This window comes from Pseudomonas sp. E1BtOHC1 (assembly GCF_058744285.1).
In genome coordinates this window covers 1,956,145-1,969,619 of the sequence record NZ_CP196023.1, presented here as the reverse complement: position 1 = coordinate 1,969,619, position 13,475 = coordinate 1,956,145, and the positions used below count along the sequence as shown (strand labels likewise).

Sequence of the window (13,475 nt, the reverse complement as noted above, 5' to 3'; positions counted from 1 at the left end):
AGAATAACCCAGTGCCCCAGGCCGAATGCAAAACGGGCGACCCGAAGGTCGCCCGTGCTGGAAGGGATTGAAGTTACAGGTGGCTTTCCGCGTACTCCGCCAGGATCGAGCGCGGCACCCCTTGCAGGGTGATGTGCACGCCATTGGGGAAGTCCTTGAAGCGTTCGGTGAGGTAGGTCAGCCCCGAGCTGGTGGCCGACAGGTAAGGGGTGTCGATCTGTGCCAGGTTGCCCAGGCACACCACTTTGGAACCGGCGCCGGCACGGGTGATGATGGTTTTCATCTGGTGCGGGGTCAGGTTCTGGCATTCGTCGATCAGGATCAGGCTCTGCTGGAAGCTGCGACCGCGGATGTAGTTCAGGGATTTGAACTGCAACGGCACCTTGCTGAGGATGTAATCGACGCTGCCATGGGTGTTCTCGTCATCCATATGCAAGGCTTCGAGGTTGTCGGTAATGGCACCCAGCCAGGGTTCCATTTTCTCCGCCTCGGTGCCCGGCAGGAAGCCGATCTCCTGGTCCAGCCCCTGCACGCTGCGGGTGGCGATGATGCGCCGGTAGCGCTTGCTGACCATGGTCTGCTCGATGGCAGCGGCCAGGGCCAGGATGGTCTTGCCGGAACCGGCGGCGCCGGACAGGTTGACCAGGTGGATGTCCGGGTCGAGCAACGCGTACAGCGCCAGGCCCTGATAGATGTCGCGCGGTTTCAGGCCCCAGGCTTCCTGGTGCAGCAGGGGTTCCTGATGCAGGTCGAGGATCAGCAGCACATCGGCGCGGATCTCCTTGATCCAGCCGACAAAGCCCTGTTCGTCGATGATGAATTCATTGATATGCACCGCCGGCAGGTTGTCGATCAACTGCACCTGGTGCCAGGTGCGGCCGTGGTCCTGACGGGTTTCCACCTTGCTCACGCGGTCCCAGAACGAGCCGCTCATGTTGTGGAAACCATTGGGCAGCAGGGACACGTCGTCCACCAGCTGGTCGGTGCTGTAGTCCTCGGCGGCGATCCCGCAGGCCCGCGCCTTGAGGCGCATATTGATGTCTTTGGTCACCAGCACCACGGGCAAGTCCTTGTTGCGCGCGTGCAGGTCGATCAACTGGTTGATGATGATGTTGTCGTTGAGGTTTTCCGGCAACAGGCTGTTGGGCTCGTTGCGCTTGCTCATCAGAATCGACAGCAAGCCCTTGGGCCCGCTCTTGCCGCGCTGGATCGGAACCCCCAGTTCGACGTCCTCGGGGGAAGCCTCGCCCAGGGTCTTGTCGATCAGGCGGATCGCCTGACGGCATTCGGCGGCAACGCTGTGGTGCCCGCTCTTGAGCTTGTCCAGCTCTTCGAGGACGGTCATGGGGATGGCGACGTGGTGTTCTTCGAAATTCAGTAAGGCGTTGGGATCGTGAATCAATACATTGGTATCGAGTACATAAAGGATTGGCTGGTTGGAAGAAGAGCTACGTCCGTGGTCATCCATACTCGGTCACCTTATGTGGGAGCCAGTCGACGCAATACCATGGGGTATCGCGCCTCGAATGACCACCGAATTCACCCGCAGGGGTTCAGGTGAGCTGCACACACAAGGAGTCTTGGGAGACGCCACCTGTGTCGCAGGTTTCGGCGGTCTAAGTTCGTAATACTCCAAAAACCGTGACAGGAAAACGCACTTTGACGCTTTTTTGATGTTTATTTTTCAGGGTGACGAAAAGCCCTTGGCGCGTTGCCCGAGCACCGTTAAAGTCGAAAGTCCGCCTGCCTCGAAATCCCGCTGAAATCCGCCCCCTTTAGCGCCCATACCCCGTGTTTCCGGGCACTTGGCCGTTTCAGCGAAACGCGTCCTGACAATCCTCCCAACCGATGCCGCTTTGCGCAGTCTGCGCCAGCAACCAGGGCAAGCTGCTCTTGACCCCATCCTGTTTGGCATTGAAGGCAATCACCCCGCGTCGCCATAGCAACATCAAGGTCAGTACCCGTTGACCACTGTCCTCGGCCTTGAGCTTGCCGGCGCCATCCTGGGCGTCGATGTCCCACAACGCCACCTGCATGCCCTGGGCATTGAAGAAGTCCTGGGCATCGGCACGACGCTGGCCAAAGGGCGGGCGGAACAAGGGCACGTAGTTCTCCGGCAGCTTGCTCTTCACCAGATCGGCGCTGCGCTGGATCGAGTACTGCCAGTCCTGCCAGTGACTGTGGGAGCGGAACTCCCAGCCTTGCACGCCAACGCACTGCCTGGAGTACAGGGATTGCAGGCTGGCCACCGACGCCTTGTCGAGGCGGTTCTGGATGTCGTTGCCCAGGACAAAGAACGTACCGCTGAGATTGGCCTTGCGCAGGTAACTGGTCAGCCAGGGCGTGTTGTCCGGCGCCAGGTTGGCGGCGCTGTCGAAGGTCAGCAGAAACAGCCGGTCGTTGAGTTCGTCGCCGTTGCGTTCGTAGTCGCCGTAGCGCAGCACCTCGCTGCTGGTCTGAGGGGCCAGCGCCGCCTTGCGCAGCAATTCGTCCAGGTACTGCTCATGGAAAGTCCGGCTCGGCTCGCCCCAACGGGCGTAGTAGGAATCCTCCGCCAGGTGGAACTTGCCGGCCTGCTTGCGCAGTTGCTGCATGTTTTCCACCAGATAGCAGAACGAAGCGTCCTGGTCGCAGCTCTGCTGGGCGAAGTTGTAGTTGTCCAGCAGGCGCTTCCAGAGATGCTCGCGCAGCTCAAAGATCGCCTCCATGTTGATCATGCGCAAGCCCAGGCGCTGCTTCAGGGAAGCCTCGTCCCAGGCCTCGCTGATCAGCAAGGTGCGGGCAAAGGTCAGGATCTCGGCCCGCGAGGCGACGTCGAACAGGGTCGGATTGTCGAGCTTTTCCGGCCAGGTGCTGCGATCCAGGGTCGCCACATCATTGGGCGCCGCCAGCACACTGAAACTCAGAAGCCAGGCCGAGAAGAAAGACGCGATACGCAAAGGGATGCCTCCAGAACAAAACCCGCGCGGCACTATAGCCGATCTGCGCCAGGAATCAGGGCCCCTTCGCTGGCAAGCCAGCTCCTGCAGGGCCGTGTAGCAGCCGGTTTGCCGGCGAACCGCGATCAGCGGTCATGGCTATCGCCATCATAGGTGGAGTCCGAACGCCCGAGCCCCTAGAATCCCCCGACGCCAAAAGGAGACGACCCCATGCTGATGGTGATTTCACCCGCCAAGACCCTCGATTACGAAACACCGCCGGTTACCCAGCGCTTCACCCAGCCGCAATACCTCGACCACTCCCAGGAACTGATTCAGCAACTGCGGGAACTGACCCCGGCACAGATCAGCGAGCTGATGCACGTATCCGACAAGATCGGCGGGCTCAACGCCGCGCGTTTCGGCAGCTGGACCCCGGCCTTCACTCCGGACAACGCCAAGCAGGCGCTGCTGGCCTTCAAGGGCGACGTCTATACCGGGCTCAACGCCGAATCCTTGAGCGAAGCGGACTTCGATTACGCCCAGCAACACCTGCGCATGCTCTCCGGCCTCTACGGCCTGCTGCGCCCCCTGGACCTGATGCAGCCCTATCGCCTGGAAATGGGCACCAAGCTGGCCAACGCCCGGGGCAAGGACCTGTATGCCTTCTGGGGCACCCGCATCAGTGAATGGCTGAACGAAGCCCTGGCCGATCAGGGCGACGACCTGTTGCTCAACCTGGCCTCCAACGAGTACTTCTCGGCAGTCAAACGCACAGCCCTGAACGCGCGGATCATCAATACCGAGTTCAAGGACCTGAAGAACGGCCAGTACAAGATCATCAGCTTCTATGCCAAGAAGGCCCGGGGCTTGATGAGCCGTTTCGTCATCCAGGAACGCATCAACGATCCAGCGCAACTCAAGCAATTCGACGTCCAGGGCTACCGCTTCAGTGCGGAACAATCCAAAGCCGACAACTTGGTGTTCCTGCGCGACCACGCACCGGAATAAAGCGTTCCCCTGCCGCGCTCGTTTCCACCCGGCGAGCGCGCCAGAATGTGATCACCCGCACATTCCCCGCCTTTATAAAGCCATTTTTTTGGCGCCATGAAACTTTCATCTATTTCTATAACTTTTCTTTCACTCGACAGCGCTGATTTTTTTCAGTAGTGGCACCACTTTTTTTATTCAGTAGTGGCACAAAAGTACCCCCTCGCTTCAACTCCCCATAACTAAAGGCTCAAACCTTAAGTGCTATCAGTTTGAGAGCAGTGCCATCTTTCTCAATATTTCAAGAAATTTCTAAAAACAGGATGAGTGGGCAGGAACTATGCCTTCAGACACCGCTCATACCACCGGTAACGATTCTCAACGAGGTTGTAAGAGATGACTTACACGGGCTCAGTAAAACCAATCAAGTTCCGACACTGGTTTGACCAATGAGTCACAAACTTGAACTAACGGGTAAACAACAGGAGATAAGGCACCTCAACTATCCCCTAACGAGCCAAGGAACAGCTGGCCTTCAAGGACCGCAGAAATCAACTGGAAAGCCCTGAATACATGGCCTCCAGCCATTCGAAGGACATCGAGTGGTTTTTCTCGGGAAACCTGTAGCAGGAGCCGCCGGCAACATTCAAGGGCAAGTCAAAACAACAAGGATCGGTTGCGCACAACTTGAGTGCATTTATTTAGTCACTCGGAACTTAGTCTGCCTGCACACGGCACTACAACGTACTTCGTTGTACTTCCGAGTGCGCAACAACAGCTGGCAAACATTAACTCCGGCCATTTAATGGCGTGAATAACACAGAGGTAAATGCGATGCGCATCAGCATATTTGGTTTGGGTTACGTCGGTGCAGTCTGTGCCGGTTGCCTGTCCGCACGGGGCCATGAAGTGGTTGGCGTAGATATCTCCAAAGACAAGATCGACCTGATCAACGCCGGCAAATCGCCCATCGTCGAACCGGGTCTGGGTGAACTTCTGGCGCAAGGAATCCAGACCGCTCGTCTGCGCGGCACCACCAACTTCGCCGAAGCCATTCGCGATACCGACTTGTCGATGATCTGCGTCGGCACCCCGAGCAAGAAGAACGGCGACCTGGAACTGGACTACATCGAATCGGTGTGCCGCGAGATCGGTTTCGTCCTGCGCGACAAGGCCACCCGCCACACCATCGTGGTACGCAGCACGGTGCTGCCGGGCACAGTGAAGAACGTGGTGATCCCGATTCTCGAAGACTGCTCGGGCAAGAAGGCCGGGGTGGATTTCGGCGTGGCGGTGAACCCCGAGTTCCTGCGCGAAAGCACCGCGATCAAAGACTACGACTTCCCGCCCATGACCGTGATCGGCCAGTTCGACCAGGCCTCCGGTGACGTGCTGCAAGCGCTGTACGAAGAACTCGACGCGCCGATCATCCGCAAGGACATCGAAGTCGCCGAGATGATCAAGTACACCTGCAACGTCTGGCACGCCACCAAGGTCACCTTCGCCAACGAGATCGGCAACATTGCCAAGGCGGTGGGTGTCGACGGCCGTGAAGTGATGGACGTGGTCTGCCAGGACAAGACCCTCAACCTGTCCCAGTACTACATGCGCCCCGGCTTCGCCTTCGGCGGCTCGTGCCTGCCCAAGGACGTGCGCGCCCTGACCTACCGCGCCAGCTCCCTGGACATCGAGGCGCCGCTGCTCAACTCGCTGATGCGCAGTAACGAGTCCCAGGTGCAGAACGCCTTCGACATCGTTTCCAGCCACGACAAGCGCAAGGTCGCCCTGCTCGGCCTGAGCTTCAAGGCCGGCACCGACGACCTGCGCGAGAGTCCGCTGGTGGAGCTGGCGGAAATGCTCATCGGCAAGGGCTTCGACCTGAGCATCTACGACAGCAACGTCGAATACGCCCGGGTCCATGGTGCCAACAAGGATTACATCGAGTCGAAGATCCCCCACGTCTCGTCCCTGCTCAACTCGGACTTCGACGCGGTGATCGGCAACTCCGACGTGATCATCCTCGGCAACCGCGACGAGAAGTTCCGCGCCCTGGCCGAAGACGTGCCCCACGGCAAGCAGGTCATCGACCTGGTGGGCTTCATGTCCAAGGCCACCTGCGTCAAAGGCCGTACCGAAGGGATCTGCTGGTAAGGCTTCGCCGGCCAGCCGGCTCCTACCCCATCCCCGTAGGAGCTGGCTTGCCAGCGATCTGGCCCTCCCAAATCTCCATGCCTGCCTTAACCCCCCTCGGGCCACCCCACAGGCTCGCCCGAGACCTTGATGGACGCAGATTATGCACAGGCTAAAGCACGGCCTGCTTCAGGCCGCCGGTTGGCTGTTTTACTTGAGTTTGCTGATGGGCATGGCCTTGTTGCTGCCCACATCGACCTTCGACTCGCAGTCCAAGGACTTCATTTTCCTGATTGGCGCCGTGGGCATCTGGCGCTACTCCATGGGTGCCACGCACTTCGTGCGCGGCATGCTGTTTCTCTACGTGGTCTACCCGCACCTGCGGCGCAAGGTGCGCAAGCTCGGCAGCGCGGCGGACCCGTCCCACGTGTTCCTGATGGTCACCAGCTTTCGCATCGATGCGCTGACCACCGCCCAGGTCTACGGTTCGGTGATCCGCGAAGCCATCGACTGCGGCTTCCCCACCACCGTGGTCTGCTCGATCGTGGAGATGTCCGACGAGCTGCTGGTGAAAAGCCTGTGGGCGCGGATGAACCCGCCGGAGCGGGTCAAGCTGGACTTCGTGCGCATCCCCGGCACCGGCAAGCGCGACGGCCTGGCCTTCGGTTTTCGCGCCATCTCCCGCCACCTGCCGGACAACCGCGCCGTAGTGGCGGTGATCGACGGCGACACCGTGCTCGGCGAAGGCGTCGTGCGCAAGACCGTGCCCTGGTTCCAGCTGTTCGACAACGTCGGCGGCCTGACCACCAACGAATTCTGCGAAGTGCGCGGCGGCTACATCATGAGCGAGTGGCACAAGCTGCGCTTCGCCCAGCGCCACATCAACATGTGCTCCATGGCCCTGTCCAAGCGCGTGCTGACCATGACCGGACGCATGTCGGTGTTCCGCGCCACCGTGGTCACCGACCCGGACTTCATCGCCGACGTGGAAAGCGACTCCCTGCAACACTGGCGCCTGGGCCGCTTCAAGTTCCTCACCGGCGACGACAAGTCCAGCTGGTTCAGCCTGATGCGCCTGGGCTACGACACCTTCTACGTGCCCGACGCTGCGATCAACACCGTGGAGCACCCGCCGGAAAAGAGCTTCATCAAGGCCAGCCGCAAGCTGATGTTCCGCTGGTACGGCAACAACCTGCGGCAGAACGCCCGGGCTCTGGGCCTGGGCATGAAACGCCTGGGGCTGTTCACCAGCGTGGTGCTGTTCGACCAGCGCGTGTCCATGTGGACCTCACTGCTGGGCCTGACCGTGGCCATCATCGCCAGCTTCAAGTACGGCACCGCCTTCATCCTCGCGTACCTGCTGTGGATCGGTATCACCCGCTTGATCCTGACCCTGTTGCTGTCCTGCTCGGGGCACCGGATCGGCCCGGCCTATCCGCTGATTCTCTATTACAACCAGATCGTCGGCGCCCTGGTGAAGATCTACGTGTTCTTCCGCCTCGACCAGCAATCCTGGACCCGCCAGGACACCAAACTGACCCGTGATCTCGCCAGCTTTCAACGTTGGTTCAACACCTGGTCGTCTCGAACCATGACCTTCTCGGCCGGCAGCGTATTCGTCGCCGTGCTGCTGCTGATGGTCTGACCCGACTTGCCTGAATTAACTAGGAAATCGACTCTATGAACACCGCCGTGAACGTCAACGTAGTGCATGAATCCGAAGCCCAACGCCAGCACGCCCGGGTCAAGATCCCGGCCAAGCTGCGCTTCTTCGGGAACGAGGCCAAACCCCTTGAAGTGCGGGTCCACGACCTCTCTGCCGGTGGCCTGAGCTTCAACGCCGGGCAGCAGATGCTCAAGGTCGGCGAAGTACACAAGGGCCGTCTGCAGTTCGTCATCGACAACCTCGGCCTGGCCATGGACGTTGAACTGCAGATCCGCTCCTTCGATCGTCAGAACGGGCGCGTCGGTTGCCAGTTCCAGAACCTCGAGCCCCAGGACATTTCCACCCTGCGCCACCTGATCACCTCGCACCTGGCCGGCGACATCGTCAGCATGGGCGACGTGCTCGCCACCCTGCAGCGCGACAACTTCACCAAGGCGCGCAAGACCAAGGACAGCGGCAGCGGCATGACCGCCATGGGCCGTCTGCGGGCCGTGACCTTCAGCGCCGGGATCTTCGTGGTGGGCCTGGCGGCGTTCGGTTTCATCCTCAAGTCGGTGTACGGCATGTACTTCGTCAGCCACGCCCAGGCCGGCCTGGTCAGCGTCCCGGGGATGAACGTCACCATGCCGCGCGACGGCACCGTACAAAGCCTGGTGCAGAGCGACGGTATCGCCGCCAAGGGCGCGCCACTGGCCACCTTCAGCACCAGCATGCTCGACGTGCTCAAAGGCCACCTGGATGAAGACCAACTGCAACCGGCCAAGGTCGAGGAGCTGTTCGGCAAGCAAATGACCGGCACCCTGACCTCCCCTTGCGACTGCACCGTGGCCCAGCAAATGGTCGCCGACGGCCAGTACGCCAGCAAAGGCGACGTGATCTTCCAGCTGGTCCCGCGGGGCAGCCAGGCCAACGTCGAGGCGCGCTTCTCTTACCGTCAATTCGCTGATGTCCGCCCAGGCACCAAGGTCAACTTCCAGATTGCCGATGAAGACACCGTGCGCCGCGGCACCATCGTCAGCAGCACCAGCCTCAACAGCAACGACCTGTCCTCCGACATCCGCGTGCAGATCAAACCCGACGCGCCCCTGAGCAGCGCCTTCGCCGGTCGCCCGGTGGAAGTCAGCAGCGACCGCGGTCCCTCGATGAACTGGCTGATCGACAAAGCCATGGCCGCCGGTCTCTGAGCGGAGGACATGCCTGTGACTAGTCTTTTCATTGGCGAGTGCTGCGCACTCGATAAGCCTCAAGGGCGCCGCGCCCTGGCCCTGTGCTCCCTGGCCCTGGCCGTGAGCCTGGCCGGTTGCGCCGGCCTGCCGGACCAGCGCCTGGCCAACGAAGCCCTGAAGCGCGGCGACACCGCCCTGGCCGAACAGAACTACCGCCAGCTGGCAGACCTGGGCTACAGCGAAGCCCAGGTGGGTCTGGCCGACATCCAGGTGGACAGCCGCGACCCGGCGCAGATCAAGCAGGCCGAGGCCACCTATCGCGCTGCGGCCGATGTGTCGCCCCGGGCCCAGGCGCGCCTTGGCCGCCTGTTGGTGGCCAAGCCCGGCTCCACCGAGGCCGAGCAGCACGAAGCCGAAGGCCTGTTGAAAAAAGCCTTTGCCAACGGTGAAGGCAACACCCTGATTCCCCTGGCGATGCTGTACCTGCAATACCCCCACAGCTTCCCCAACATCAACGCCCAGCAGCAGATCAGCCAATGGCGCAGCGCCGGTTACCCGGAAGCCGGCCTGGCCCAGGTGCTGCTGTACCGCACCCAAGGCAGCTACGACCAGCACCTGGCGGAGGTGGAAACCATCTGCAAGGCCGCACTCAACAGCACCGACATCTGCTACGTGGAACTGGCCACCGTTTATCAAAAACGCGGCCAGCCGGAGCAACAGGCCGAGCTGCTCAAGCAGCTGCAGGCTGGCTACAGCCGTGGCACGGTCAGCGCCCAGCGAGTCGACAGCGTGGCCCGCGTGCTGGGCGATGCCAGCCTCGGCAAGCCGGATGAAAAAACCGCCCAGGCCCTGCTGGAGCAAGTGGCCCCAGGCTACCCGGCGTCCTGGGTCAGCCTGGCCCAACTGCTCTACGACTTCCCCGAACTGGGTGACGTCGACAAGATGATGGAATACCTGGACAACGGCCGCGCCGCCGACCAGCCCCGCGCCGAACTGCTGCTGGGCAAGCTCTACTACGAAGGCAAATGGGTGCCCGCCGACGCCAAGGTGGCCGAGGCGCATTTCCAGAAAGCCGTGGGCCGCGAAGTCGCCGCCGACTACTACCTGGGGCAGATCTACCGCCGTGGCTACCTGGGCCAGGTGTACCCGCAAAAGGCCCTGGACCACCTGCTGACCGCTGCCCGCAATGGCCAGAACAGCGCCGACTTCGCCATTGCCCAGTTGTTTTCCCAGGGCCGCGGCACCGCGCCCAACCCGATCAACGCCTACGTCTTCAGCCAGCTGGCCAAGGTCCAGGACACGCCCCAGGCCAACGAACTGGCGCAACAGCTGGATGAACAACTGCCCCCCGGCCAGCGCGCCGAAGCCCAGCGCCTGCTGCAACAGGAACAGGCGGTGCGTGGCGCCCTGACCCAGAACACGCTGCAACTGCACGCGCTGCAGGAAGAAGACGGCGAGGAATCCCTATGACGCTCAAGTTTCCACTCACCACTGCCGCCCCTGGCCGCTTCAGCCTGTCAAAGCTGGGCCTGAGCCTGGGCTTCGCGCTGATCTGGGCGACCCCGTCGCTGGCAGCCATCACCGACACCAAGAACTTCGGCCTGGAAGTGAAGATCACCGGCCAATCCGAAGATGATCGCGACCTCGGCACCCAGCGCGGCGGCGACGTCAACGGCCTGGGCCTGGACCTACGGCCTTGGGTCTACGGTGAACGCGGTGCCTGGAGCGCCTACGCCATGGGCCAGGCGGTGACCTCCACCGACATCATCGAAACCGATACCCTGCAGCAGTCGGACGCCGACGGTACCCAGCAGTCGAGCAACGACGACCGCAAGACCAAGAAAAACTACCTGGCCCTGCGTGAGTTCTGGATCGGCTACAGCGGCTTCACGCCCTACCCCGGCGAGCAGTTGAAACTGGGCCGCCAACGCCTGCGCAACGACGACGGCCAGTGGCGCGACACCAACATCGAAGCCCTGAACTGGACCTTCGACACCACCTTGCTGCGGGCCAACGTTGGCGCCGCCGAGCGCTTCAGCGAGTACCGCACCGACCTCAAGGAACTGGCGCCCAAGGATAAAGACCGCCTGCACGTCTACGGCGACGCGGCTTACCAGTGGACCCCAGGCAACTGGGTGGGGATTCGCGGTCATCACACCCACGATGACGGCAAGCTCGACTATCCGGTGCCCGGCGAAGCAGCCGACTCCCTGGACAAGAAAGACAACGGCGACCTCACTTGGCTCGGCCTTACCGCCGACAGCGACGCCTATAACTGGCGCAACACCAACACCGTCAACTACTGGGCCAGCCTGACCGGCATGCACGGCGACCGCGACACGGTCAACGCACTGGACGCCAATGGCAACCGCCCGGCCCAGGCCAAGCGCAGCGAGAACCTCGACGGCTGGGCCACGGACCTGGGCGTACGCCTGCGCCTGGACCCGAACTGGCAAGTCGGCGCCGCCTATGCTCGCGCCAGCGGCGACTACGAGCAGAACGGCCTGGAAAGCAACCGCTCCAACTACACCGGCACTCGCTCCCGCGTGCACCGTTTCGGCGAAGCCTATCGCGGCGAAATGAACAACATGCAGACCGCCACCCTGTTCGGTTCCTGGATGCTCAACGACGAATACGACGCCAGCCTGATCTACCACAAGTTCTGGCGCGTGGACGGCAAGAAGGCCGTCGGCAGCAACGGCATCAACGCCGTGGACAACGACTATGACGGCGACGGCAACCTGCTCTCCAGCACCTCGCTGCCGCTGCAAGACGGCAAGAAAGACCTGGGGCAGGAAATGGACTTGGTGGTCACCAAGTACTTCAAGCAGGGCCTGTTGCCGGCGGCCCTGAGCCAGTCCATCGATGAGCCGTCGGCCCTGGTGCGTTTTCGTGGCGGTGTGTTCAAGCCCGGCGATGCCTATGGCAAAGACGTCGACTCGTACATGCACCGCGCCTTTATCGACGTGATCTGGCGCTTCTGATGCGAGCCGCGAAGGGAGTGCCCGAAATGAACTGCTACCCCATGAACAGCCCCGCTGCGAAAGGCGCCATCAGCCTGTTGGCCGGCGCCCTGTTGCTGGCCAGCAGCTCGGCGTTCGCCACTGTCGAGCCGGCCAAGGCGCCGATCGTCGCCAAGGAGCTGCAACAGGCCAAGACCTACACCGTCAGCAGTGCGCCCACCGAGCCGCTGAATCTGGCCACGCCGACCCTGCCCGACCTCTCCGGCTACACCGCCGAGGCCGCTGCGGCGAAGATCGTGCGCAGCAAGCCGGGCAAGATCAGCGTGCGCCGAATGATGCAGGAAGACGCCCTGAAGGACTTTATCGGCGGTGACAACAAGATGGCCGAATGGGTGGTGCGCCAACACGGCATTCCCCAGGCGATCTTTATCGACGACGGTTACATCAACCTCAAGGACCTGGCCAAGAAACTGCCCAAGCAGTACATCAGCGAAACCGCGCCGGGTGTATTCCTCGCGCGCTTGCCGATCGTGGTCGGACGCAAGGGCATCCTGGAAATCGACAAACAGACCCAGGAGCTGCGCCTGTCCCAGGAGGGCGGCTCGTTCCTGGTCAACGATGGCCAGCTGTTTGTGCGCGACACCAAGGTCACGGGCTGGCGCGAGAAAGACAACGGCCCGGCGACCTTCCGCTCGCCCAAGGAATTCCGCCCCTTCCTACTGGCCTGGGGCGGCACCGAGACCTACATAGTCAACAGCCAGATGGCCAGCTTCGGCTACGCCAACTCCAAGTCCTACGGCGTGAGTATTTCCCAGTACACGCCGAACATGGCCAAGGTACTCAAGCGCGATGAACCCACCGGCTGGATCATAGGCTCTGCGTTCTCGGACATGTGGTACGGCTTCTACTGCTACGAAACCCGCGACTTCGTGGTCAAGGGCAACACCTACAAAGACAACATCGTCTACGGCATCGACCCCCACGACCGTTCGCATCGGCTGATCATCGCCGACAACACCGTCCACGGGACGAAGAAGAAGCACGGCATCATCATTTCCCGGGAAGTGAACGACAGCTTCATCTTCAACAACCGTAGCTACGACAACAAACTCTCGGGCCTGGTGATCGACCGTAACAGCGTCAACAACCTGATTGCCTACAACGAGATCTACCGCAACCACACCGACGGCATCACCCTCTACGAGAGCGCCGACAACCTGCTGTGGGGCAACAAGGTGATCAGCAACAAACGCCACGGCATCCGCATTCGCAACAGCGTGAATATCCGCCTGTACGAAAACGTCGCCATGGCCAACGGCCTGACCGGCGTCTACGGCCACATCAAGGACCTTTCCGACACCGACCGCGACATCAAGCTCGACCCGTTCGACGCTCAGGTTTCGCTGATCGTGGTCGGCGGCGAACTGGCGGCCAATGGCAGCGGCCCGCTGTCCATCGACTCGCCGTTGAGCGTGGAGCTGTATCGCGTGTCCATGCTCGCGCCCACCAAAAGCAGCGGCATCAGCTTCTCGGGGATCCTTGGCGAGCGCCAGGATGAAATCCTCGACCTGATGGTTCGCCAGCAAAAAGCCGTGCTGATCGACCCCGTCGAACGCCAGACCGAAATGCGCGATTGAGGATG

Annotated in this window: 9 protein-coding genes; 7 read left to right on the top strand and 2 right to left on the bottom strand. The window is 61.6% G+C overall.

Translation table 11 applies throughout. From position 1 onward, the window contains the following. Window positions 1-73: 73 nt before the first annotated feature. Complete coding sequence (locus ACSSVC_RS09005) at window positions 74-1,468, bottom strand: PhoH family protein (protein WP_060837639.1); 1,395 nt, start codon at window positions 1,466-1,468, stop codon at window positions 74-76. A gap of 346 nt (window positions 1,469-1,814) precedes the next feature. Beyond that, entirely contained in the window at window positions 1,815-2,939 is a 1,125-nt protein-coding gene (locus ACSSVC_RS09000) for a polysaccharide deacetylase family protein (RefSeq protein WP_346633536.1), read from the bottom strand. A gap of 210 nt (window positions 2,940-3,149) precedes the next feature. Here ACSSVC_RS09000 and yaaA point away from each other — a divergent pair, with 210 nt between their 5' ends. The 7 genes from yaaA to algG all read left to right on the top strand — a co-directional run bounded on the left by yaaA (window position 3,150) and on the right by algG (window position 13,470). Next, entirely contained in the window at window positions 3,150-3,929 is a 780-nt protein-coding gene (gene yaaA / locus ACSSVC_RS08995; protein WP_346633537.1) for a peroxide stress protein YaaA, read from the top strand. Window positions 3,930-4,742: 813 nt separating this feature from the next. Next, entirely contained in the window at window positions 4,743-6,059 is a 1,317-nt protein-coding gene (locus ACSSVC_RS08990) for a nucleotide sugar dehydrogenase (RefSeq protein WP_346633538.1), read from the top strand. Between the two features lie 142 nt (window positions 6,060-6,201). After that, window positions 6,202-7,683: a mannuronan synthase gene (alg8, locus tag ACSSVC_RS08985; protein ID WP_404938279.1), complete on the top strand. Its 1,482-nt coding sequence runs from the start codon at window positions 6,202-6,204 to the stop codon at window positions 7,681-7,683. A gap of 35 nt (window positions 7,684-7,718) precedes the next feature. Then, window positions 7,719-8,888 carry a PilZ domain-containing protein gene (locus ACSSVC_RS08980; protein ID WP_346633539.1) on the top strand — a complete coding sequence of 390 codons (1,170 nt, stop codon included), beginning with the start codon at window positions 7,719-7,721 and terminating at the stop codon, window positions 8,886-8,888. Between the two features lie 9 nt (window positions 8,889-8,897). Then, complete coding sequence (gene algK / locus ACSSVC_RS08975; RefSeq protein WP_446439020.1) at window positions 8,898-10,340, top strand: alginate biosynthesis TPR repeat lipoprotein AlgK; 1,443 nt, start codon at window positions 8,898-8,900, stop codon at window positions 10,338-10,340. Next, window positions 10,337-11,854 (top strand): alginate export family protein, encoded by a 1,518-nt coding sequence (locus ACSSVC_RS08970; protein WP_492612198.1) that lies wholly within the window; start codon window positions 10,337-10,339, stop codon window positions 11,852-11,854. Before algK ends, ACSSVC_RS08970 begins: the two co-directional genes overlap by 4 nt. A gap of 26 nt (window positions 11,855-11,880) precedes the next feature. Then, window positions 11,881-13,470, top strand: a complete 1,590-nt coding sequence (gene algG, locus ACSSVC_RS08965; protein ID WP_492612197.1) for a mannuronan 5-epimerase AlgG — start codon at window positions 11,881-11,883, stop codon at window positions 13,468-13,470. The last annotated feature ends 5 nt before the right edge of the window (window positions 13,471-13,475 follow it).